The sequence below is a fragment of the Belliella buryatensis genome, from assembly GCF_900188245.1.
Classification (GTDB): Bacteria; Bacteroidota; Bacteroidia; order Cytophagales; family Cyclobacteriaceae; genus Belliella; species Belliella buryatensis.
Map to the genome: position 1 here is coordinate 318990 of NZ_FZOK01000002.1, position 22595 is coordinate 341584.

Below are 22595 nucleotides of genomic sequence, written 5' to 3' on the forward strand. Positions count from 1 at the left end.
CCCCATGCAATTGAAAAACGACTTATTGATAAGAGCTGCTAAAGGTGAGGCAGTAGAGCGAACCCCAGTTTGGTTGATGCGTCAAGCAGGTAGAATCCTTCCTGAATACAGAGCAGTGAGAGAGAGTGTGAGTGGCTTTATTGAATTAGCCCAAACTCCTGAGCTTGCTGCAGAAGTGACTATTCAGCCTGTAGATATTTTAGGGGTAGATGCTGCGATTATTTTTTCTGATATTTTAGTGATTCCAGAAGCTATGGGTTTGCCATACGAAATGGTAGAAAAGCGAGGTCCATGGTTCCCAAATACTGTGCAGTCTGCTGGAGATTTAAAAAAGTTGCGTGTGGCTGACGGCGTAGATGACCTAAGTTATGTGATAGAGGCTATCAAAATCACCAAGAAGGCTTTGAATGGAAGAGTGCCTTTGATCGGTTTTGCTGGAGCACCTTGGACGATCTTTGCCTACATGATAGAAGGTTCGGGTAGTAAGACTTTTTCAAAAGCTAGAGCCATGCTGTATACAGAGCCGACTTTATCTCATCAGTTGCTACAGATGATTACTGATAGTACGATCAATTATCTGAAAGCCCAAATAGCAGCAGGTGTCAATTTGATTCAGCTGTTTGACAGCTGGGCGGGGATATTGCCTCCTGATCATTATGATGAATTTTCTCTTCGCTATATCGCACAGATCTGTGATGCTATCAACGAGGTGCCGAAGACGGTTTTTGCCAAAGGAGCATTTTTCGCTAGAGAGGCGATGGGTCAGTTGAATTGTGAAACTATTGGTTTGGATTGGAATATGGGTATCGCTGAATCCAGAAAAATGATTGGTGATCATAAGACGCTTCAGGGCAATTTAGATCCCGCATCGCTTTATGGCTCGGATGAAGAAGTAAGGACTGCTACCATTCGCATGATGGATCAGTTCAAAGGAGGTAGGCATATTGCTAACCTTGGGCATGGCGTCTATCCTGATATCGATCCAGCAAAAGTGAAGGTGTTTATTGAGACCGTTAAGCAATACAAGTGAAATGTATTTTAGCCAATCAGGATTGCTTAGAGTAGGAATGAAATCCTAATAGTAGCGTAATTATAAATCATTAGCCTCAGGTTTATCTGAGGCTAATTTTTTTCTTAAAATTTCCCCGGAGTTAAGCGTCGTCGCAATTATTAACTGATTTTTTTGAAAATAATGTAAAATACAATCGATTTGGTTGTTTTTTTAATTGAAAAAATGCTTTTATGTTGTATTTTATTTAATTACAGTTAAATTTAGAACCTATTAAGACTAAAATAATGTTGAAAGGCATTTATAAGGGTCTATTTCAAACCTATTTCTAACAAAACCTATTAAACAAATGAAAAACAGATTTACAAAAACGGTAACAAAAGGATTTTCTTTGATCGCGCTTTGTGTAGCTTTATTGGCTACACCTGCCTATGCTCAAGAGGAAAGTAGATTTAGCATGGATGTCACCTTGAATTCAGACATCTTTTTTGGCTTCTATCCATTTTTTGCGGGGTCTTATAGCCTTAGCCAAAATACTGCCTTTACTTTTTATGGGATTTTATGGTCAGGTGGTGCAGCTGGCGGAAGCTGGGGTAATTGGACTGAGTTTGGTGTAGGGATGAACTTCGATGTAGCTGATGGGATCAACATCAATCCTCAAATCGGTATTTTGAGTGGGAGCCTGACTTCTGGGTTAGGGACACCTGTATTGGGTGAGGGGATTGTTCCAAACCTGACTATTGGACTAGATAAAGTCAAAACAGAAGGTGAGTTCTATGCTGGATATTATGCTGGGTTCAATCACGGAAACCCTTCGACAAATAACTATCTGCATTACTGGTTAAACGGAGGTTATAAATTTTCTCCCTTTTTCTCTGCCGGGCTACATTTGGAACAGTTGAGATACACTGGCGGGAGTAATGCACCAGAAGATCCTGCTTTTGATTTTTACTTGGCTTTGGGTCCATACGTTCAATTTGCAGATCCTAATGGAGGTGCTTTTGCTAGATTTACTTCAGGAGCTGACTTAAGAAGTGACGCGCAGTTGGAAAAAAGTGGTTATAGACAACCTTCTTTCTTCAAATTGACTGTTGGCTATAGCTTCTAAAAATTGATGAATAGAATAAAAGGGCTGTCATTTTTGATGGCTCTTTTGTTTTTTTACTTCTAAAATTTGCGATCTGCTTAATTAGCTTTCTTTTTGGTTCTTTCGAATCTTTTGTCTGAACTATCTTTGGATGCTTTGTGATTCATGTTGCGCTTTGTAAGCTAAAAAATATTTCAGGGCTACTTCCCTGAGATTTGAGTTTTATTTTTCTCCAACGACCAGATCACCGATCTTGATTGAATCCCCTGTTAGTACTAACATGTTCTGACCAAACATGACATTGTTATCTACTGTTCTGTAGCTAGCAAGGGTCTTAAGTGGCTCTTTATTTTTTTGTGCGGTAGCTTGATCTACTGTAGTCATGACGCATCTTGCGCATGGTTTGGTGATTTTAAAAGTAGCTTCTCCAATTTTTACTTTTTTCCACTCGTCCTCGATGAAGGCAGTTCCTCCGCTAAAAACCAAATTTGGTCTAAAACGATCCATGGGGACAGGTTTTTCTAGTCGTGCATTGAGATCGTTGAGCGATTCTTGCCCAATGATCAGGTATGGCATTCCATCGGCATAACTTACGGATTCACCATTGACTGCATATTTGGCTTTTAGTTTTCTTTGTGTACTTTCTGGCATTTTGACTAGTGTACATGGCATCGCCATAAATTCTGAAAACCATTCATTGACAGCTTCTGAGACCACTTGACCTTCTACAGTATCTTCCCAGATAGTCACTGGCGTTAATTGTTCAGTCTCAGGCTTTATCGGGATCTCGATATGCAAGTCAGGATTATTCTTGTGGGTGACAAGTAATGCATCCTTTTTGAGCTGTACTTGCAGTAAGGCCATCTGAGGATGCGTTCGCTGGGAAAGGAACATGCCTGACCCGTCCACCAGCATCCACCTTCTGTCATGCTGTAGGCCTCTTTCTTCTAGTTTTGCTGTGTTTAGCTGGATACCGCCGAGGGATTTGATGGGGTAGATGTAGATGTCTTGTAGGATCATGGCGAGGACTTTATGTCGCCAAGTTACAATCTTTTGAACTTATCTGGGATTTCGGGATTGAAGAATTTGGTGATGATATGGTGGAATTGATTTTCTTGTTCCATTTTCAAAAAGCTGATTGGATTGCTTATTCTGTCAAAAAGTGATTTTTCTGTAGGTTCGTATGAAAATAGTGCAGCTGTCAGCATACAGATCAAAAAAGCCAAGCCCCACTTGAGCCTTTCACTTCGCTGTATTTCCTTTTGCCTGCTGTTCATACCACTAAGATACGGATTTAGGTAAAATGGTTGCATCAAAGAGAATTAAAATTGGTTAATTATGTATATCTCCAATTAGGTCGGCAACCATTTTATAGTATATTGAATCAACTTGATCCCGAGGCTTAGGGATTAGATCCGCCATGGCGGACGAGTTATTCATTGATATTGGCTAGAAAACAAATTTTGTTCTGCTATGAGGAATATACTGGTAAAAAAACCGGATAATCATGTTATGATACTTTAATTGGCTGTCTCCGAAAAATATTTTAATAAAACTTTGTTTATAATAATAATAATAATAATTTGCCATTGAGATTTCGTTTGAACTCTTACTGGCCAGTTTTTTAATTCATTTAAATTATTTCACTTATGAAAAAGTTATTTTATTTAGCTGCTTTTGTAGCAATTGGTTTCCTCTCAGCGGGACATGCTTATTCTTCAGACACACTAGAACCAGGAGATGGCGAAAAGTGGATATGCTGTCAAATATCAGAAAATCGAGAATGCACAGATATGTATGGTTATCCTCCATATGACTATTCTGAAAGAAGGTATGGGGTATCAACATGTACCACTGGACCAATAATTAATTAAGGTTTTATTTAAATCAAGCTGGCTCTATTCACGAGCCAGCTACTCTTAAATCTCTAATGAGCATGAAAGGTTTTGGATTATTATTGTCATTAATAATTGGATTAAATTTTTTAACAGGCTGTTTTTCTAAAGAACACTCAGAATCAAATAAATTCACATTTGATGATTTTCCTGAGAAAAAACAATTAACAGGGAAGAAATATGTGTTTCCAGAGATTTTAGTGCCTTCTCGAATCTTGTATAAGAATGGAAAGTTGATTGTATCAGATCGATCGGGACTGGCAATTTTGCATCGGATTAATGCAAAAAAAATGAGCTATGAGCAAGAAAAGGCTAAAATTGGCTGGGGGCCAAACGAATTACCTAGTGTTTGGAGCATTGATTCAGGTGTCTCGAATGATACATTTTGGGTTTACTCTAGTTCTGGAAAACTATTTGCAGAATTTGATTTAGCTGATTCAACAAAGTCTTTTAAATCTTCTCTTAAGCAAACTGAAAAGATGTATTTAGCAACCCAATTGACTATTACTGAAAATAATTCATTTTTTGGTTTTATGATTAATGGTGAAGATCAATTTGTATTGTTTGATTCTTTAGGTAATATAAAATCTAGATTTGGAAAATGGTCAGAGGTTATGCCTGAGTTAAGTTATGATCCTTATTTAATAGCTGATTTGCATTATGGAGACTTGATTGGAAATTCTAATCAAGGGATTTTTGCTTTACCAAGTATTAGAACTGATAGAATTGAAATTATCGATTTAAATAAACAAACAAAAAAGGTTGTTGAAGGACCAGTTAATCATTTTCCAGAATATAAAATCATTAATTCTGGAGGTGAAGAAGTGATTGTAGTAGATAGTTTTAAGGAAATGTTAACTTATAACACTGGGTTTGTAGGTGGAGAAATGATTTTTCTAGCTTTCATTGGTAAAAATAGAGCTAAAATGGGTAATGATAATGTGAAAGATATATTGGTTCTAGACTTTGATGGGAAGCCAGTTGTACATTATGTGCTTGATCAGTCTGTGTTAAATATTACTGTTGACGAAGTGAATAGAAAAATCTACGGCACTACCATAGATGAAGAGCCTGGGATATTGGTTTTTGATTATTGATATACACTTTCCTAGCGTATAGTCACATTCACTTTTTGTCTTGAAAGGAGAATAATTTTGTCATGTATGGATTTTGGTTTAGGCTTGACATGTCAGGAATCCAATTGAATTCTGTCACGCTAGTCTGACAATCTGACGTGATTCGGGCTTGAGTTATGCTTGGCACAAGCCTTGTCTATTGGGATTATGTAATTTCAAAAAACGTAATCAATTAAGAAAATAACTATATCATGGGAAAAATCATAGGTATTGACTTGGGTACGACCAACTCCTGTGTTGCTGTAATGGAAGGTAACGAGCCGGTGGTGATCCAAAACTCAGAAGGTAGAAGAACAACTCCTTCTATAGTAGCATTCTTGGACAATGGAAATGGAGAGAGAAAAGTAGGGGATCCTGCCAAGCGTCAGGCCATCACTAACCCTGCCAATACCATTTCTTCTGTTAAGAGATTTATGGGTAAGAAGTTCTCTGAAGTTTCTGAGGAGAAAAAACATGCTTCTTACAAAGTAGAACAAGGTCCTAATGACACTGTAGCTGTAAAAATCGGTGACAGATCATATACTCCACAAGAACTTTCTGCGATGATTCTTCAGAAAATGAAGAGCACTGCGGAGGATTTCTTAGGGCAAGAAGTGACTGAAGCTGTCATCACTGTGCCAGCTTACTTCAATGATGCAGAGCGTCAGGCTACCAAAGAAGCTGGACAGATTGCAGGTCTTGAAGTGAAGAGAATCATCAACGAGCCTACGGCAGCAGCTTTGGCTTATGGTATGGATAAGAAAAACCAAGATATGAAGATCGCAGTGTATGACCTTGGTGGTGGTACATTTGATGTGTCTATCTTAGAGTTGGGTGATGGCGTATTCGAAGTGAAATCTACCAATGGTGATGTCCACCTCGGTGGTGATGACTTTGACCAAGTGATCATCAACTGGCTTGCCGACGAGTTCAAGTCAGAAGAACAAATCGATCTAAGACAAGATCCAATGGCACTTCAAAGATTGAAAGAAGCTGCTGAAAAAGCTAAAATCGAATTATCAAGCTCTTCTTCAACAGAAATCAACTTGCCATACATCACTGCAACACAGTCTGGTCCTAAGCACTTGGTGAGGACCTTGAGCAGGGCAAAATTTGAGCAGCTTTCAGAGGATTTGGTAAGAAGGTCTATGGAGCCTTGTAAAAAAGCACTTCAGGATGCGGGACTTTCTGCCTCTGATATCGATGAAGTCATCTTGGTAGGTGGTTCTACAAGGATTCCTAAGATTCAAGAGGAAGTGGAGAAGTTCTTCGGCAAGAAGCCATCCAAAGGCGTAAACCCAGATGAAGTAGTGGCAATCGGTGCAGCGATCCAAGGTGGTGTACTGACTGGTGAGGTGAAAGATGTACTTCTTTTGGATGTGACGCCTCTTTCATTGGGGATAGAGACCATGGGCGGTGTGTTTACCAAATTGATCGAAGCTAACACGACCATTCCTTCCAAGAAGTCTGAGGTATTCTCTACCGCTGCTGACAATCAGCCGGCTGTTGATATCCATGTATTGCAAGGAGAAAGACCTTTGGCTAAGGATAATAGAACGATTGGTAGATTCCAATTGACAGATATTCCACCAGCTCCAAGAGGTGTTCCTCAGATCGAGGTGACATTTGATATTGATGCTAACGGTATCCTAAATGTATCTGCAAAAGATAAGGGAACGGGAAAAGAGCAAAAAATCAAGATCGAAGCTTCTTCAGGATTGTCTCAAGACGATATCGAAAGAATGAAGAGAGAAGCAGAGGCAAATGCAGCTACTGATAAAGCTGAGAAAGAGAAAATCGAAAAACTTAACGGTGCAGACAGCCTAATCTTCCAAACTGAAAAACAGTTGAAAGAATATGGCGATAAATTGTCTGATGGCAACAAAGAGAATATCTCTGCAGCTTTAGAGACATTGAAAACTGCACATCAGGCTCAAGACTTGGCAGGAATCGATTCAGCGATGGAAGGATTAAACAAGGCTTGGGAAGCAGCTTCTCAAGAAATGTATAATGCTACCGGTGGAGCAGAAGGTGCTCAACCAGGAGCTGAAGCAAATGCTGGAGGTTCAGCAGAAGCTGGTGACGGCGTTTCTGACGTAGATTACGAAGAAGTATCCGAAGATAAAAAATAAGCTAGTTTAGCTTAATATATTGAAAAGGCACCCATATTTGATATGGGTGCCTTTTTTTGGATATGAAAATCAAGACACAAGAATGAGACTATAGTATTTTATGGATTGTGTCACCTCGACGCTAGGAGAGGTCCCGTTCTAACAAAGTGTATTTGAGATATAAGAAACAAGATGTAGGATATGAGAATTCTGGAAAATCGAGTATATGTTTTCAATTGCCTCCTGCTTTAGCTGGAGACCTAAAAAATAGACCAAAATTAGTAAGGAGGCTTTAGCCAAAATTCATTGCTAATGTTTCCTGTTTGATTTTCAATGTATTATACCAAATAGTAATTTTCAGAATGCAAACTTGGTTTTCATTTTTTTTTTTTTTTTAGTTTCAAACTATGTTCAACCATAATACAATAATATTATGATAAAAAGATTGATTCAATTAAGTGGGTTAATATGTTTTTCTTTAATCCTGATGTTTTCGGTGGAGATATCTTCTAATATAGAAGATGTTAAATTTAAATTTTCAGAAGTATTTCCTGAGGCAAATGCATTAGCATGCGGAGTAGGATATCTTAATCATCAAGAACCATATACAAATGGAACAGTATGCTATGGTTCATCTGGACATCCAACTGACTTCATAGTTTATCCTTATCAAGATTGTAGAGATATGTTGGATTCCTGTTGTTCAATGCCAGAAGATGCTCCCGAATGCCCTTCTATTGGTGGTTAATTAAGAAAAAAACACCTGTTATAACAGGTGTTTTTAAAATTTAATTTTAAATCTATGAAAAAAACAAAAACTTTCGCTTTTACATCAATATATGTATTTTTTATAATTCTATTTTTTTCTTGTTCAGAAGAAAGTGATAGAGGTGAAATAATCAAAGAAAGTATAATTATTGACATCGATAATCCTGTTGAGATACTTTTTTCTCAACTCTTCGATACCTGTTATTTTGTCCCATTGGCTTCAGAAGCCATTATTGGAGAGATTACTCAAATGAATTTTGGAGATAAATACATCTCAGTTTTAGACTCTAAAGTAAGTAATAGCCTTTATCTATTTGATTGGAAAGGAAATTTAAAAAGTAAAGTTTCAGCAGAAGGAGAGGGGCCTGGAAAATATATTTTCCCTCAATATTTTTCAATATCAAGCGGTGAAGACAAAATTCATATTTATGGAAATGGATCTAAGAAAGTTTTAACTTTTGGAGTTGATGGCGAATTTCAGTCAGAATTTAATGTTAGTGAGTTCGGGTCATTTCAAGGTTTAAAATTCTCTAATAATTCCTTTTTGATAGGAGTGTCAGAGTCTGAGGGAGGTAGTAGATTTATTAATTTTTCAAATCCCGAATTTTCTACACTTAGGTCTTTAGAAATCCCTAAACAAATAGAAGAATTGCCAGGGAATATGGGTAAGGAGAATTATTTTTATCAAGAGAAGAGTGGAAAAGGATTCTATTACCAATCCGTTTTTTCTTCAGATTTCGTTAATTTCAATTCGAATGGAGTAAATAGCCATATTCACTTTAGTTTTTCAAGCCGAGGAATTGAAAACATCAAGTCTAAAGTTTTACTTTCAGATTATCTAACCAAAAGTAAGGATGAGGGTTTTGCCTACTTAGCCTCAAATCATGTAGATGCAGGAAATCTTCTATTTTTAGATATGGTAGATTTTGGTCAAGGCGCACTTGGAATTTACGAAAAGAGCAAAGGTAAAGCATATAAAGTATCTAGGCTTGTAAATGATATGAGTCTTATGCTTAACATTAGTGCTATTGCTGGGGCTTACAATAATCAATCTGGATATTTAAGCATTGCTATTCCTTATTTTGTTTTTGACCAGATAAGAAGTCAAGTTGATTTTAAAGGGAATTCTTATGAAGAAATCATAAAGAATGTGAATTCTGAAGATGGTGAAACACTAGTTTTGTTAATCTATAAAATTAAAGAAGAGATTAATTTAGACCTTTAAAAGTGTAAATTTCTTTTGAATTGCCTCCTGCTTTAGCTGGAGGAAAATAAGATATAAATTGGGAAAGGGCTTTAGCCAAAAAATATTCCCAGAATGCACATTCTGAAATAATAGGGTTTGGCTAAAGTCTGAAATATATAAAGATGCTTGGTATGGATGGGCTAAAGCACCATCCCAATTGATAATCTCAAAATTTTCAAATCGCTAGCAACAAGGGTAAATTCATTTTCAATTGCCTCCTGCTTTAGCTGGAGGAAAATAAGATATAAATTGGGAAAAGGCTTTAGCCAAAAAATATTCCTAGAATGCACATTCTGAAATAATAGGGTTTGGCTAAAGTCTGAAATATATAAAGATGCTTGGTATGGATGGGCTAAAGCACCATCCCAATTGATAATCTCAAAATTTTCAAATCGCTAGCAACAAGGGTAAATTCATTTTCAATTGCCTCCTGCTTTAGCTGGAGGATAAAATAATGGATAAAAATGAATGTAGGCTTTAGCCAAAAAATATTCCCAGAATGCACATTCTGAAATAATAAGGTTTGGCTAATTCCTGAAATATATAGAGATGCTTGGTAAGGATGGGCTAAAGCACCATCCCAATTGAAACCCCCAAAACTTTAAATTTTTCAATCCGCCTCTGCTGACAAGTATTTTTAATCTTTATTTAGAAGCGCATACTCCTTTGCGAAATAACTCAAAATCACATTCGCTCCGGCGCGTTTGATACTGAGGAGGGATTCTAGCATGGCACGTTCTCCGTCTAACCACCCTTTTTCTGCAGAAGCTTTGATCATGGCGTATTCTCCGCTGACATTATATGCAGCGATGGGTAGATTCGAATTGTCTTTCAACAAGCGGATGACATCCAAATAGGCCAATGCTGGCTTGACCATCAAGAAGTCAGCACCTTCTTCTGTATCCAAATCAGCCTCAATCAGGGCTTCATAATAGTTGGCGGAATCCATTTGGTATGTTTTCTTATCGCCAGATTTCGGAGCAGAGTCCAAGGCGTCACGGAAAGGGCCGTAAAAAGCCGATGCGTACTTAGCCGTGTAGGACATGATGGATACATTTGTATAGCCATTTTCATCCAGTACATTTCTGATATATCCAACCCTTCCGTCCATCATGTCAGATGGACCTAGGATGTCAGCTCCTGCTTGTGCTTGTGCTAGAGACATTTTTCCTAAAATCTCAAGAGTTTCGTCGTTGAGGATTTGTCCATTTTCGACCAGGCCATCATGACCATCTGAGCTGTATGGATCCATGGCCACGTCCGTCATCACTACAATTTCAGGAAAAGTAGTTTTGATTTTGTGGATGGCTTTAAGATAAAAAGTCTCTGTATTGTAGCTTTCTGTAGCGTATTTGTCTTTTTTATTCTCTGGGTAAGCAGGAAATATATCAAAAGCCATGATGCCTAAATTGACACATGCTTCGATCTCTTTCAACATCAGGTCCAAAGAGTATCTGAAGATACCTGGCATAGAAGCTACTTCCACTTTTTGATTGACACCATCGATCAAAAACATGGGAAATATGAAATCTTTAACTGAAAGTCTGGTTTCTTCCACCATATTTCTGATGGCTTGTGATTTTCTATTCCTTCTAGGTCTTCTTTGCATAACTGAACTTATTTTCCGCAAAGTTAACACTATTCGGCAGAAGCCTGTTTGTCCAAGAAGGTCTTAATTTTTTGAATATTTGCAGGAGATGCACCGATGAAGACTTCTTCTACTTCTCCGTCTTTGTTGATTAAGATGTGCAGTGGGATTGCTGTTCCCCCTCTTTGTTTGTCTAAAGCTTTTAGTAAGCTGATAATGCGGGCATCTCCAAAACTCAATTCATAATCGAATTGAAAACCTGGTCTTTTTTTGAGAAAGGATTTGTAGGTGCTCATTGGTTCGTTGGAAAAAGCTAAGAACCGAATATTGTTGTCTTTATATTCATGGACGAGCTCATTCATTTCTGGGATTTCTTTGATACAAGGGCCACACCAAGTTGCCCAAATATTGATCACTGCGGCTTCTCCAGTAGCCAGTTCGGAGATGTCAGCATTCTTTTTTAATGCGCTGTTGAATTCAGCTTTGAAATTGTTGTTGTCGTTGACTTCAGGGTTAACCAAAAGTAGACATGTCAAAAGTATTAAGATGATTTTCATAGTAGTGAAAGTTAATGATCACTAAATATATAATATTAGTTTGAAAATAAAAAAAAGCAGAAAACCATGTTTCCTGCTCTTAATCATATATAGACTAAACTTTATTTTAGAAGTTGATTTGTGCTTGGAGCCTTAGTAGAGATCCTTTTTGTCTGTTTTCAGGATTGAGAGAGTTTTCAAATGTCCTGTCAGAGATGGTGTACATGGCTACCAATTCAAAGTTTCTATGTGGCTGCCATTCTACGCCTATTTCCAATTCTTTTACCCGATGCTTGGTAGCATCTAGTTCGTGTTTTTTTCCTCCCTTGTAGTAATGGTATCTGGTAAAAGGGATGAAGATATCATTACCTTTTTTCAAGAAGTAGGAAGCCAGTACATAACCACCTTCAAGTGGTGCATCTTGCACGGTATTAGTCTCTGGGTCATATTCAGGGCCTCTTCCCCAGTTGAATTCAGCTTGGATGCCAAAGGGCTGCGGATAGAGGATAAAGCTTGGTCCGTACCTGAACTCCTCAAATTCTGTCTGATCAAAATCCGTCTGAGGGTTGCGGTTGATGACAAATTTGCCCGTGTATCCCTGAAAAGATGTTTCGATGATCTGTCCAGATGCTAACTCAAAAGGATATGTGACTCTTGATACCACGTGTAGGCTATTGTTTTTATCAGGCTGATTGGCTGTCTGACCATTATATAATCCAAGTCCGAACACTCCATAATCTCCCGAGCCCTTCAGACCAGAAGAGACCAATTCGCTGAAACGTTTCCTGATTTTGGTTGGTGCGTAATAGAACATCACACCAATGTCCCGTTCGTTTGCTACCGCTGAATTGAGTCCATCATGTCTGTCCAAGGGGATTCTATTTTGACTGGACTGTAAGTTTTCAAAGCCAAAAGGGACTTTACTTTGTCCGATTCTCAGTCTGAATTCTTGCTTCTGATCGAGACCAAGGTCAAAGTAGGCATCTCTGATCTGAGCAAAGTTACCTCCGCCAGATGCGAAATCGGGTTGAATGTAGAAATAGACTTTTTCGTGGATCTGACCATAGAAGATCATACGAATACGTCTGAAAAAGAAACCTCCATTCTCCCCCCAAGAGCGATCACACTGCTCACATTGTAGATTTGGATTGGTTTCAAATAGTCGATTATACCTCAGCTGAGCATATCCGCGTAGCTGAATGGTTTCATACCAGGGTTTCCTGATAATCTGTTTGACTTCCTCTGTTGCTACAGAGTCCCTATCGATGTCCCTTGCAAAAACATCCACAGAGGAGATCACCATCAAGATGATCATAGCGATTTTGATTCGCATCCCGGGAAAGTTTATTTAATTAGAAGTATTGTACAGCGTCACAAAGGTGGTGAGTCAATATTTCTTTATGATGATGTAGAAATTAAGTATTTGTTATGCTCTTCGTGTCTGATGAGCATGCTATGTATGCTTAATAAAGGTGTGTAGGTGAAAAATATGTCAATAGTAATTGTTTAGCCTGCTTTGGTGTGTTAAGGTAATGTTAATTAATGGAACGCAGATGACTTTGATTGGTAGGATTTATACTGATTTTTTCTGTGACTATCTGCTTGATCTGAGTCATCAGCGTTCTATAAGGTGATTAAAATAGATTCAAGACGGTCTCTAATTCTAGGTTTTGATAGTCATTGATATATAAGTCACATGGCGGAAGCTCTTCTTTGGTATGGGAAGAAAGTACGCCTACGACCTTCATGCCTGCATTCAAGGCGGCAGATACTCCAGAAAAGGAATCCTCAAAGACTAGGCAATTGTCTGGAGAAACTTTAAGGTTATCAGCAGATTTGAGGTAAACTTCTGGGTCTGGCTTATGCTTGCTGACATCTTCACTGGCCAAGACTGACTCCATCTTATCTAACAAAGAAAGCTTACCAGCGATCAACTCAAGGTTTGCCAATGGAGCAGAGGTAGCTACTCCAGTGAGTAATTTATTAGATTTTATCTGATCTAAAAACTCCATGTATCCTGTGATGGGGTTAACTTTGTCTGCATAGATTTCCCTGAAAAGGCTTTCTTTTTCATTTTCCAGTTGAAGCAATTCTTCTCCTGTTATTTTTCTACCGAAAAAATGACTCATAATATATGAATTACTCTTGCCATACATATGGTCTGCAAATTCTGCCTCTGTTGGATATATGTTTCTCTTAGCAAAAAATGATATGAAGGCTTGTGAGTGAAATGGGTTGGTATGGCAGATCACTCCGTCCATATCGAAAATTATTGCTTTTTGCATGGGGAATAGGTTTGGTTATTATTTACGGACAAAGGTAAAGCTTACAATCGGAATGTCACAGAATGTTATTGTATTAAGGTTTTTGACCACAAGTGTCATAAATGGAGGGCAAGCTTTTGAAAAATTTCTATCCAAGAAATTGAGCCGTTAAAAAAAGGAATGCTTTGGATTTAAATTCCAAAAACATTCCTTTTTAAATTGTCTGTATGATATTTCGATCTTATTTCAACCTTATATCTATTGTATTTCTGATTTACTTCAACACAAACTTACATTATTGATCAAACTCCTTCACCACCTTCTCAATAATATCACAGCATTCATGAAGTTGCTCTTCAGTCATTACCAATGGAGGTGCAAATCGGATGATATTGCCATGGGTTGGCTTGGCTAAGAGACCATTATCTTTGAGTGCCACGCACATATCCCAAGCAGTAGAACTGTCTTCAGAGTCGTTGACTACCACAGCGTTGAGCAAGCCTTTTCCTCTTACCAATTTCAAAATGCTGTGTTTGTCTACGAGGATTTGCATTCTCTCACGGAAGATTTTACCAAGTTTTCTAGCATTTACCGCTAACCTCTCGTCTCTAACTACTTCCAATGCTGCGATTGCGACTTTGGCACCTAGCGGGTTTCCTCCAAAAGTAGAGCCATGTTGGCCTGGTTTGATCACATTCATGATGTCATTGTTGGCTAGTACTGCCGAGACAGGATAGAAGCCTCCAGAAATGGCCTTGCCCAAAATTAACATATCAGGTTGGGTGTAGCTCGCTTGTTTTTCGCAATGTGCCTCACAAGTACAATTTCCACATACAGCCAATAGAGAGCCGGTTCTTGCAATTCCAGTTTGAATTTCATCAGCAATGAAAAGCACATTTTTGGCTTTACAAGCATCAGATGCTTTTCTGATAAAATCCTCAGCAGGAGTGTAAACACCCGCTTCGCCTTGAATAGGTTCCACAAGAAATGCTACTACATTTTTATCTTCCAATGCTTTTTCAAGGGCAGGAATGTCATCATAAGGGATTTTGACAAACCCAGGAGTGTATGGGCCGAAGTTCTTTCGCGCATTTTCGTCATTAGAAAAGGAGATGATCGTTGTCGTTCTTCCGTGGAAGTTGTTTTCAGCCACTACAATCACGGCCTCGTGTTCAGCCACTCCTTTTTTCTCGTAACCCCATTTTCTCGCAATTTTTAAAGCAGTCTCCACCCCTTCGGCGCCAGTATTCATAGGAAGAACTTTATCGAAACCAAAGTATGAAGTAATATACTTTTCAAATGGACCAAGCACATCGTTGAAAAAAGCTCTGGAAGTCAAAGTCAAAGTTCCAGCTTGCTCAATCAAAGCATCTTTAATTCTTGGGTGGCAGTGACCTTGGTTGACTGCAGAATAGGCTGATAGAAAGTCAAAGTATTTTTTACCTTCCACATCCCAAAGGAAAACACCTTCTCCTTTGCTCAATACTACCGGTAGCGGGTGGTAGTTGTGGGCACCATACTTGTCCTCCAATTCGATTGCTTGTTTGCTTGAGTTTATTGTTTCCATCATCATTTATCGTTTTCATTCGAATTATTACAAAGAAAATTGAATTTACCCTTTGAATGAAAGGGTTCAAATCTAAGGTTGCATTATGCTACTAAAATTTCTAGTAAGCAAAATAAGTCACTGCTTTTGTACTCACCAAATTAAAGTGAAGAGAATTGATGATTTATGGAAAGAAAACAGAAACAAGCAATTTGTTTAGATACATTATAATGAATACCCGCTTTCACACCAGTGGCTAAAGGAAATGGAGTGCTTAAAGCAACTCGTGTACTGATAAAGATCGGCTAAAAACAAGTAACGATTATCCGCAAGAATATTTGCGCTAAATATGCATAATGGTGTCATCGCGGATCATCATAGTATGTTAATTGATGATATTATATTGTTACTTTACTACTTTTTTGTTTCATGGGGAAATATCAGTTTTCTTCTTGAGCAACTAGCTTGTTCCCTTTTCTAAAACGGGCTCTTAGAAGGTTCAACTGCCAAAATGAATTACCTTATATGAAGTCTGCGCATACAACAAGACCAACAAAGCAATATGATTTGGTTTAAAGTAAAAATTAGTTATATTTGTAGACTAAAATTCAACAAAAATATTTAGCGTCATAATTAAAGAATAGGTCAAAAATAAGCCGTGAACAATTAATATCACCAATATCCAAAATAGCCCATTTACTTTAGTTTATCCCCATTCACATAAATTGTCTAATTACTTCATACGGTATAATTTAGCTTGCAATCCTATTCTAAAACTGAGATCAGTTCTTGTTTTCTCAAAAAATTATGAAAGAATCCTTTGCATTTTGAATTGAAAAAATGATAACTTTAAAATCTCAATATTAAATTAGAAACCGTTTAACCTTTATTTAAAGTCTATTAAAATCTACATTATGAAAAAGTTAATCGCTTTGTTCATGCTATCCGGAATCCTTTTATCTCCGGTTATCTCGAAAGCCCAAGAAGCAGACGTTGATTCTGCAGAAGTTGAAACCACTGAAGTCGTTGAAGCAGAAGAAGTTGCTCCGGCCATCGTAGATGATGAAATCATCGAGGAAGACAAAGGATTTCACCAAATCATCAAAGAAAAGTTTATCGAAGGTGATCCTACTTTCATGACGCCAGTATTGATCTGTTTGATTTTAGGTCTTGCTGTAGCACTTGAAAGAATCATCACACTGAATCTTTCTACTACAAACACCAAAAAACTTTTGGCTAAAGTTGAAGAAGCATTGGAACAAGGTGGTATCGAAGCAGCAAAAGATGTTACTAAGAGCACCAAAGGTCCTGTTGCCTCTATCTTTACCCAAGGTTTGATGAGATACTCAGAAGGTATCGAAATGGTCGAAAAATCAATCATTGCTTATGGTTCTGTTGAAATGGGTAGATTGGAAAAAGGTCTAGTTTGGATCTCTCTTTTCATCTCTCTTGCCCCAATGTTGGGTTTCATGGGTACTGTAATCGGTATGATCGGTGCATTTGACTCAATTGAAGCTGCGGGTGATATTTCTCCTTCATTGGTAGCAGGTGGTATCAAAATCGCCCTTTTGACTACAGTTGCTGGTTTGATCGTTGCGATTATCCTTCAATTGTTCTACAACTACTGTGTCGCTAAGATCGATTCTTTGGTAAACGACATGGAAGATGCATCTATCTCTTTGGTAGATATCCTAGTGAAGCACAAATTGACTAAGTAATTACTGGTTGATTATTTTGTTTCAACTATTAATTATTTATAACATTAGCACAAAATCAATATGGATTCTATAGATATTTTCTTAACAGTAGCCTACGTACTGATAGGAGTCGGAGCCGTTGTGGCAATCTTAATGCCACTGATCAAGTCTCTTGATAATCCTAAAAGTTTGGTAAAAACTGGAGTGGGTGTAGTAGTCCTTGGCGTGTTGTTCTTTATTGCTTTCTCTACTGCAAGTGGTGAAATCGCAGCAAAGTATATGGCTGAGCCATTCAGCATGACTGAGACTTCTACCAAATTCGTCGGTGGTACTTTGGTGACCACTTACGTACTCGCTTTGGCAGCCATCGCAGGTATTGTTATCACAGAACTCAATAAAGCAATTAAGTAATGGCAAGGAAAAAAGGTAGAATGAGTCAGGAGGTAAATGCAGGGTCCATGGCGGATATCGCCTTCCTGTTGCTTATCTTCTTCCTCGTTACAACGACGATTGCTTCGGATAAGGGTATTTTGAATATCCTTCCTCCTAAGCAAGACCCGAACGTTCCACCGCCTGAAATACCTCTCAACGAGAGAAATATTTTCAACATCTTGGTCAATGCAAACGATCAGTTGTTGGTGGAAGGTGAGTATTTGGATAATACTGAAAAGCTTTCAGATGATGTGAAAGCATTCATCCTCAACTTCGGTGCACCTAATGAAGAAGCGCAAGCGCTATTCAATAGCCTTCCGCAGTCTTTGAAAGCGCAAGCAAACAGAGACTCAAAATCATCAGATCACCCGATGTCTGGAGGTGCGGTAGTATCCATCAAGACTAATAGAGGTACATCTTACGAAAGATATCTTGAAGTACTAGATCAGGTGAAAAGAGCTTACTTTGAAATCTATGCTGAAAGAGTAGGCATCACTGCTGATCAATATAGAGCACTTTCTGGTAAGACTGCTGCTGAAAAAGAGCTTCAGGATAGAGGTAAGGAAGGTATTCCAATGGCGATCTCAATTGCAGAACCAGATAAAATAGGAGGAAGTTAATATGTCAAAGTTTAAGAAAAAGAATAAGGTTTCGGAAAATATCCCGACCTCAGCTTTGCCCGATATTATTTTCATGCTTCTTTTCTTCTTCATGGTAACTACTGTATTGAGAGAAAATGAAATGCTTGTGGAACAAAAGATCCCTCAAGCAACTCAGCTTCAAAAGTTAGAAAAGAAAACCTTGATCTCTTACCTTTATGTGGGTAAGCCTAAGAATACAGCAATGTATGGTACTGAACCAAGAATTCAGGCCAATGATGTACTAATCAATACAAGTGACATCATTCTTTGGGTCAACCAAGAGAAAGATAAGCTTTCAGAAGCTGAAAGAGATATGATTACGATATCGTTAAAAGCAGATAGAGAAGTGAAAATGGGGCCTATCTCTGATATTCAATTTGAATTAAGAGAAGTAGATGCAAGACGTGTATTGTACGCATCTGTAGGTAAAGTTCAGAACTAATCTAAATTGTTTTAAATAAAAAAGCCACTTTGAGAGAAGTGGCTTTTTTATTTAATTAGAAGACCATTCTTTTATCCGAATGAAAAATAAAAAGACCCAAAATGCCTGGGCAATGTATGACTGGGCTAATTCTGTATATAGCTTAGTCATCACTTCTACCATCTTCCCTGTATACTTTAATAGTGTGACCAAATCTGAAGATAAGGGAGATGTGGTCAGTTTTTTTGGAATTGAGATCGTCAACACTGTGCTTTATTCCTATTCTATTTCCTTTTCATTTTTGGTCATCGCCTTGCTTTCACCTCTACTGTCAGGGATAGCTGACTCCGGTGGAAAGAAATTGAGTTTTATGAAATTCTTTGCCTACTTGGGTTCTTTAGCCTGTGTAGGACTGTTTTTTTTCGATGGAGATAATTTAGAATGGGGAATCATTTGTGCTGTCACTGCCAGTATTGGTTATGCAGGAAGTATAGTGTTCTATAATGCCTTTCTACCTGAGATCTCCAAAGAAGAGGAGTTTGATTTCCTCAGTGCCAAAGGCTTTGCAATGGGTTACATCGGTAGTGTGATTCTTTTGGTTTTAAACCTGTTGATGATAGAAAAGCCTGAGTGGTTTGGCCTTTCTGATGGGGGTCAAGGTGCTAGATGGTCTTTTTTGATTGTTGGGGTTTGGTGGGCTGGCTTTTCTCAGATTCCTTTCAAGTACTTACCTAACAATCCATACAATAAAAAAGTAGATAGAGAAATCCTCTTAGTAGGATATAAGGAAATTAGAACGGTTTTCTACAAAGTAAAATCCTCTCCAGTCATGAATCGCTTTCTCGCTGCATTTCTTTTTTATAGTATGGGTGTACAAACAGTGATGTATCTGGCGGCTACTTTTGGTGATAAAGAACTCGGCCTTCCAGGTGATCAACTGATCATTACCATTTTGATTATTCAACTGGTAGCGATAGGAGGGAGTTACCTATTTGCTTTGATTTCTAAGATTTATGGTAATAAGTCTTCTCTTGTCATCATGGTCTTCATCTGGGTACTGATCTGTGGTGGTGCTTATTTTGTAGAGACTGCTTACCAATTTTTCGCTTTGGCCGTAGTAGTAGGAATGGTGATGGGAGGGATTCAGTCACTATCCCGCTCTACTTATTCCAAGTTAATTCCACAAGATACCACAGATCATGCATCTTATTTTAGTTTCTTTGATGTAACAGAAAAGATTGCCATAGTACTAGGGACATTTTCTTATGGCTTCATCGAACAACTCACCGGTTCCATGAGAAATAGTTCTTTGGCTTTGGGATTGTTTTTCTTCGTTGGCCTAGGTTTCTTAATTTTATTGAAAATACCACCAAAGGACTTAGAAAAACCAGCTTTAGTTTAATCTTATGCTACCAATAATATCAGGGGATCAAGTCAAGCACCTAGATCAGCAATACATTTCGGCTGAGGGAATATCTTCCTTAGACTTGATGGAAAGAGCTGCTAATGCCTTCGTGGCTTGGTTTACCGTTGCTATTCATTCGAATATTAAGCAGGTTTATATTTTTGCTGGTTCAGGAAATAATGGAGGAGATGGTATTGCGATAGCTCGTTTGCTTCAAGAGAGGCATTACAATGTTCACCTGATTTATCTTCAAGAGGTTGCAGATTGTTCTACCGACTTTAAGGCAAATTATAGCAGATTACCAGACAAGGTCTTAGTTACAAAATTTAATGAATGGAATGGGATCATTACAGAGTGTTCTGTTATCATAGATAGTGTTTTTGGTGTAGGAATCAATAGACCGCTTGAGGGGATATTTCAAAAATTGATTCAACTCTTAAATAAAGCGGCTGCCTTAAAAATTGCAATTGATATTCCTTCAGGTCTTCCCGCCGATCAAATTGCTTTTGGAACCGTATTTCGAGCTGACCATACGGTAAGTTTTCAATTTCCAAAGCTAAGCTTGATGTTCCCAGAGCATGCCTCATTTATTGGGGAATTACATGTCATGGATATAGGCATTTCCAAAGAAGCCATGGGTACTTTTCAAGTAGGAAGATTTTATTTAAGAGATAAGGATATTCCAAGCCTGCATCGTAGCTTCCATCGCTTCAGTCACAAGGGCGATTACGGGAAAGTTTTGATCATCGGTGGTGCTAAAGGTAAGACAGGAGCCATCAACTTAAGTGCTTATGCTGCTTTAAGGACAGGTTCTGGATTGGTTCACTTGGCTCCGCACCTAGAAGACCCCTACTTGATTCAGCCCATTGTTTCAGAGTTGATGCTATTTCAAGACGACCCTAAGCAAAACCTAAATGACTTTGATGCCATCGCTATAGGCCCTGGCTGGGGAATGGATGTAGAGATAGCCTATTATCAATCTATCTTGGCAAGATTCCAGAAACCTATCGTCATTGATGCAGATGGGCTCAATTTGCTAGCTGCTAATCCAGATTTGATCCATAAAATCCCCAAGAATAGCATCCTCACACCCCACCTGAAAGAATTTGAAAGGTTGGTAGGGAAATCCAAAGACCACCTAGAAAGGATGGAGAAAGCTAAAAATTTCGCAATAGCAAATGGGTTGATTTTGGTACTCAAAGGTGCGCATACTTTGGTAACCTTACCTGATGGCACGCAGATTTTCAATTCCTCGGGCAATCAGTACATGGCTACCGCTGGGTCTGGAGATGTTTTGACTGGCATGATAGCTTCATTTTTGGGGCAAGGTTATATTCCAGAGCATGCTGCGCTATGTGGTGTTTATCACCATGGACTTGCAGGTGAGCTTGCCTCTAAGGCTAAGTGGAGGGGAATGATCGCCTCAGATATAATAGAAGCCATTCCAAGGACTTTCCTTGAATTGGGAATTAAATAAGCTGGTTTTTTTAAATCATCTTTCACGATAAGTGCGATTCCAAAGAACTTATTGACGATCGCATTGGTTAGGTTTCCATATTTTGAAGTATAGGATGAAGAAGGAAAAGCTGTTGCTATGGACCTTAGCAGCGATTAATTTTACTCACATTGTAGATTTTATGATTTTGATGCCACTTGGGCCTCAATTGATGCGGATTTTTGAGATTACTCCTAGAGAGTTTGGTCTTTTAGTTTCTTCTTACACTTTCGCTGCTGGATTGAGCAGCTTCATGGGAGCATTTGTTTTGGATAAATATGATAGGAGAACGATCATGTTATGGGTTTTCTTTGGCTTCTTTTTAGGTACTTTGGCTTGTGCATTTTCTCCTAATTATATCATTTTACTGGTTGCAAGAATCATTTCAGGCTTGTTTGGTGGACTTACATCTGCTTTGATCTTGGCTGTCATTGGAGATGTGATACCCGACGAGAGGCGAGGCAGAGCCATGGGTTTGGTCATGGCTGCTTTCTCTGTAGCCTCGGTTTTCGGGGTTCCATTTGGGCTTTTCATCGCTAGTTTATCCAATTGGCATGCGCCATTTTTATTTTTAGCGAGCTTGTCAGGCATCATATTTTGGATGATTTACAAATATGTACCCTCTATCACCGCACATATTGTTGCTAAGCAATCCAAACCATCTCCCATACAAGTGATTAAAAGGGTGACGAGCAATTCAAATCAAATGCGAGCCATTTCACTGACCATCATGATGATGTTGGGGCAATTTATGATTATACCTTTTTTGAGTCCTTACATGGTGGCCAATGTAGGGTTTACCGACATGGAACTGACCTATATCTACATGGCTGGGGGCGCTTTTACAATCTTTACTTCACCTTGGGTAGGGAGATTGACTGATCAATATGGGAAAGTGAAGATATTCACCATTTTCATGACTTTGAATATCATCCCCATTGGAGTAATTACGCATTTGGGAGCAACCCCAATTCCTTATGTTTTGTTGATTTCCACCATGTTTTTTGTGACGTCCAATGGGAGAATGGTGCCAGCTTCAGCTTTGATCACAGGTACTGCTAAGCCTGAGAACAGGGGTAGCTTCCTCAGTTTTAACTCTGCCGTACAGCAATTATCAGCGGGCTTGGCTTCCTTTGTAGCGGGCTTGATTTTGGCTGAAAATATCAACGGAGAATTGATCAATTACAACTATGTGGGTTACATTGCGATTGTTTTTAGCTTACTCTGTATTCCCTTGATCAGAAGGATCAAAGTCGTGGATACCGAAACCATCGCAAATATTGATGACTCCCCCGATCAAAGTTTGGTTGTGGAGAAATAAAAATAGCACCGAGTGTAA

The 22595-nt window shown here is 38.4% G+C and carries 21 protein-coding genes; 14 read left to right on the forward strand and 7 right to left on the reverse strand.

Features of this window, described 5'->3' with window-relative positions:
• Positions 1-4 precede the first annotated feature (4 nt).
• The gene (gene hemE / locus CHB66_RS03395) at positions 5-1030 is read left to right on the forward strand and encodes a uroporphyrinogen decarboxylase (RefSeq protein WP_089237967.1); all 1026 of its coding nucleotides are present in this window, start codon (positions 5-7) and stop codon (positions 1028-1030) included.
• 328 nt (positions 1031-1358) lie between these two features.
• Positions 1359-2117, forward strand: a complete 759-nt coding sequence (locus tag CHB66_RS03400; protein ID WP_076500351.1) for a DUF6733 family protein — start codon at positions 1359-1361, stop codon at positions 2115-2117.
• A 201-nt stretch (positions 2118-2318) separates the two neighbouring features.
• On the opposite strand, the gene CHB66_RS03405 is transcribed toward CHB66_RS03400, so the two are convergent.
• Together CHB66_RS03405 and CHB66_RS03410 are read right to left on the reverse strand one after the other, a co-directional pair.
• A complete protein-coding gene (locus CHB66_RS03405) occupies positions 2319-3116 on the reverse strand; it encodes an MOSC domain-containing protein (protein ID WP_089237969.1) in 798 nt (265 codons plus the stop codon).
• A 23-nt stretch (positions 3117-3139) separates the two neighbouring features.
• Positions 3140-3373 (reverse strand): hypothetical protein, encoded by a 234-nt coding sequence (locus CHB66_RS03410; RefSeq protein WP_089237971.1) that lies wholly within the window; start codon positions 3371-3373, stop codon positions 3140-3142.
• Between the two features lie 372 nt (positions 3374-3745).
• Between CHB66_RS03410 and CHB66_RS03415 the strand changes: the two genes are divergently transcribed.
• The 5 genes from CHB66_RS03415 to CHB66_RS03435 all read left to right on the forward strand — a co-directional run bounded on the left by CHB66_RS03415 (position 3746) and on the right by CHB66_RS03435 (position 9210).
• Positions 3746-3970 carry a hypothetical protein gene (locus tag CHB66_RS03415; protein WP_089237974.1) on the forward strand — a complete coding sequence of 75 codons (225 nt, stop codon included), beginning with the start codon at positions 3746-3748 and terminating at the stop codon, positions 3968-3970.
• A gap of 62 nt (positions 3971-4032) precedes the next feature.
• Positions 4033-5088 (forward strand): BF3164 family lipoprotein, encoded by a 1056-nt coding sequence (locus CHB66_RS03420; protein WP_170932419.1) that lies wholly within the window; start codon positions 4033-4035, stop codon positions 5086-5088.
• 230 nt (positions 5089-5318) lie between these two features.
• Entirely contained in the window at positions 5319-7238 is a 1920-nt protein-coding gene (dnaK, locus tag CHB66_RS03425; RefSeq protein ID WP_089237978.1) for a molecular chaperone DnaK, read from the forward strand.
• A gap of 412 nt (positions 7239-7650) precedes the next feature.
• Positions 7651-7965: a hypothetical protein gene (locus tag CHB66_RS03430; RefSeq protein WP_141107362.1), complete on the forward strand. Its 315-nt coding sequence runs from the start codon at positions 7651-7653 to the stop codon at positions 7963-7965.
• Between the two features lie 54 nt (positions 7966-8019).
• Complete coding sequence (locus tag CHB66_RS03435) at positions 8020-9210, forward strand: 6-bladed beta-propeller (protein ID WP_089237982.1); 1191 nt, start codon at positions 8020-8022, stop codon at positions 9208-9210.
• Positions 9211-9868: 658 nt separating this feature from the next.
• On the opposite strand, the gene hemB is transcribed toward CHB66_RS03435, so the two are convergent.
• The 5 genes from hemB to rocD all read right to left on the reverse strand — a co-directional run bounded on the left by hemB (position 9869) and on the right by rocD (position 15189).
• Entirely contained in the window at positions 9869-10840 is a 972-nt protein-coding gene (hemB, locus tag CHB66_RS03440) for a porphobilinogen synthase (RefSeq protein ID WP_089237984.1), read from the reverse strand.
• A 29-nt stretch (positions 10841-10869) separates the two neighbouring features.
• Positions 10870-11376 (reverse strand): TlpA family protein disulfide reductase, encoded by a 507-nt coding sequence (locus tag CHB66_RS03445; RefSeq protein WP_089237986.1) that lies wholly within the window; start codon positions 11374-11376, stop codon positions 10870-10872.
• A gap of 106 nt (positions 11377-11482) precedes the next feature.
• Positions 11483-12688: a porin gene (locus CHB66_RS03450; RefSeq protein ID WP_089237988.1), complete on the reverse strand. Its 1206-nt coding sequence runs from the start codon at positions 12686-12688 to the stop codon at positions 11483-11485.
• 301 nt (positions 12689-12989) lie between these two features.
• Positions 12990-13640 (reverse strand): HAD family hydrolase, encoded by a 651-nt coding sequence (locus CHB66_RS03455; protein WP_089237990.1) that lies wholly within the window; start codon positions 13638-13640, stop codon positions 12990-12992.
• A gap of 274 nt (positions 13641-13914) precedes the next feature.
• Positions 13915-15189: an ornithine--oxo-acid transaminase gene (rocD, locus tag CHB66_RS03460; RefSeq protein ID WP_089238092.1), complete on the reverse strand. Its 1275-nt coding sequence runs from the start codon at positions 15187-15189 to the stop codon at positions 13915-13917.
• Between the two features lie 890 nt (positions 15190-16079).
• Here rocD and CHB66_RS03465 point away from each other — a divergent pair.
• The 7 genes from CHB66_RS03465 to CHB66_RS03495 all read left to right on the forward strand — a co-directional run bounded on the left by CHB66_RS03465 (position 16080) and on the right by CHB66_RS03495 (position 22577).
• A complete protein-coding gene (locus CHB66_RS03465; RefSeq protein WP_076503064.1) occupies positions 16080-16883 on the forward strand; it encodes a MotA/TolQ/ExbB proton channel family protein in 804 nt (267 codons plus the stop codon).
• A gap of 60 nt (positions 16884-16943) precedes the next feature.
• Positions 16944-17273, forward strand: a complete 330-nt coding sequence (locus tag CHB66_RS03470; protein ID WP_089237992.1) for a hypothetical protein — start codon at positions 16944-16946, stop codon at positions 17271-17273.
• A complete protein-coding gene (locus CHB66_RS03475; protein ID WP_089237994.1) occupies positions 17273-17914 on the forward strand; it encodes an ExbD/TolR family protein in 642 nt (213 codons plus the stop codon). The genes CHB66_RS03470 and CHB66_RS03475 overlap by 1 nt, the downstream gene beginning before the upstream one ends.
• Before the next feature lies 1 nt (position 17915).
• Positions 17916-18377 carry an ExbD/TolR family protein gene (locus tag CHB66_RS03480; RefSeq protein ID WP_089237996.1) on the forward strand — a complete coding sequence of 154 codons (462 nt, stop codon included), beginning with the start codon at positions 17916-17918 and terminating at the stop codon, positions 18375-18377.
• Between the two features lie 79 nt (positions 18378-18456).
• A complete protein-coding gene (locus CHB66_RS03485; RefSeq protein WP_089237998.1) occupies positions 18457-19758 on the forward strand; it encodes an MFS transporter in 1302 nt (433 codons plus the stop codon).
• 4 nt (positions 19759-19762) lie between these two features.
• On the forward strand, positions 19763-21238 hold the full coding sequence (locus CHB66_RS03490; RefSeq protein WP_089238001.1) for an NAD(P)H-hydrate dehydratase: 1476 nt from the start codon (positions 19763-19765) through the stop codon (positions 21236-21238).
• A gap of 94 nt (positions 21239-21332) precedes the next feature.
• On the forward strand, positions 21333-22577 hold the full coding sequence (locus CHB66_RS03495; protein ID WP_089238003.1) for an MFS transporter: 1245 nt from the start codon (positions 21333-21335) through the stop codon (positions 22575-22577).
• Positions 22578-22595: the final 18 nt, after the last annotated feature.

What these genes read in the sequence shown, in the direction of transcription:
- hemE (WP_089237967.1), top strand. Translation starts at nt 5, where the DNA reads ATGCAATTGAAAAACGACTTATTGATAAGAGCTGCTAAAGGTGAGGCA.
- CHB66_RS03400 (WP_076500351.1), top strand. Translation starts at nt 1,359, where the DNA reads ATGAAAAACAGATTTACAAAAACGGTAACAAAAGGATTTTCTTTGATC.
- CHB66_RS03405 (WP_089237969.1), bottom strand. Translation starts at nt 3,116, where the DNA reads ATGATCCTACAAGACATCTACATCTACCCCATCAAATCCCTCGGCGGT.
- CHB66_RS03410 (WP_089237971.1), bottom strand. Translation starts at nt 3,373, where the DNA reads ATGAACAGCAGGCAAAAGGAAATACAGCGAAGTGAAAGGCTCAAGTGG.
- CHB66_RS03415 (WP_089237974.1), top strand. Translation starts at nt 3,746, where the DNA reads ATGAAAAAGTTATTTTATTTAGCTGCTTTTGTAGCAATTGGTTTCCTC.
- CHB66_RS03420 (WP_170932419.1), top strand. Translation starts at nt 4,033, where the DNA reads ATGAAAGGTTTTGGATTATTATTGTCATTAATAATTGGATTAAATTTT.
- dnaK (WP_089237978.1), top strand. Translation starts at nt 5,319, where the DNA reads ATGGGAAAAATCATAGGTATTGACTTGGGTACGACCAACTCCTGTGTT.
- CHB66_RS03430 (WP_141107362.1), top strand. Translation starts at nt 7,651, where the DNA reads ATGATAAAAAGATTGATTCAATTAAGTGGGTTAATATGTTTTTCTTTA.
- CHB66_RS03435 (WP_089237982.1), top strand. Translation starts at nt 8,020, where the DNA reads ATGAAAAAAACAAAAACTTTCGCTTTTACATCAATATATGTATTTTTT.
- hemB (WP_089237984.1), bottom strand. Translation starts at nt 10,840, where the DNA reads ATGCAAAGAAGACCTAGAAGGAATAGAAAATCACAAGCCATCAGAAAT.
- CHB66_RS03445 (WP_089237986.1), bottom strand. Translation starts at nt 11,376, where the DNA reads ATGAAAATCATCTTAATACTTTTGACATGTCTACTTTTGGTTAACCCT.
- CHB66_RS03450 (WP_089237988.1), bottom strand. Translation starts at nt 12,688, where the DNA reads ATGCGAATCAAAATCGCTATGATCATCTTGATGGTGATCTCCTCTGTG.
- CHB66_RS03455 (WP_089237990.1), bottom strand. Translation starts at nt 13,640, where the DNA reads ATGCAAAAAGCAATAATTTTCGATATGGACGGAGTGATCTGCCATACC.
- rocD (WP_089238092.1), bottom strand. Translation starts at nt 15,189, where the DNA reads ATGATGGAAACAATAAACTCAAGCAAACAAGCAATCGAATTGGAGGAC.
- CHB66_RS03465 (WP_076503064.1), top strand. Translation starts at nt 16,080, where the DNA reads ATGAAAAAGTTAATCGCTTTGTTCATGCTATCCGGAATCCTTTTATCT.
- CHB66_RS03470 (WP_089237992.1), top strand. Translation starts at nt 16,944, where the DNA reads ATGGATTCTATAGATATTTTCTTAACAGTAGCCTACGTACTGATAGGA.
- CHB66_RS03475 (WP_089237994.1), top strand. Translation starts at nt 17,273, where the DNA reads ATGGCAAGGAAAAAAGGTAGAATGAGTCAGGAGGTAAATGCAGGGTCC.
- CHB66_RS03480 (WP_089237996.1), top strand. Translation starts at nt 17,916, where the DNA reads ATGTCAAAGTTTAAGAAAAAGAATAAGGTTTCGGAAAATATCCCGACC.
- CHB66_RS03485 (WP_089237998.1), top strand. Translation starts at nt 18,457, where the DNA reads ATGAAAAATAAAAAGACCCAAAATGCCTGGGCAATGTATGACTGGGCT.
- CHB66_RS03490 (WP_089238001.1), top strand. Translation starts at nt 19,763, where the DNA reads ATGCTACCAATAATATCAGGGGATCAAGTCAAGCACCTAGATCAGCAA.
- CHB66_RS03495 (WP_089238003.1), top strand. Translation starts at nt 21,333, where the DNA reads ATGAAGAAGGAAAAGCTGTTGCTATGGACCTTAGCAGCGATTAATTTT.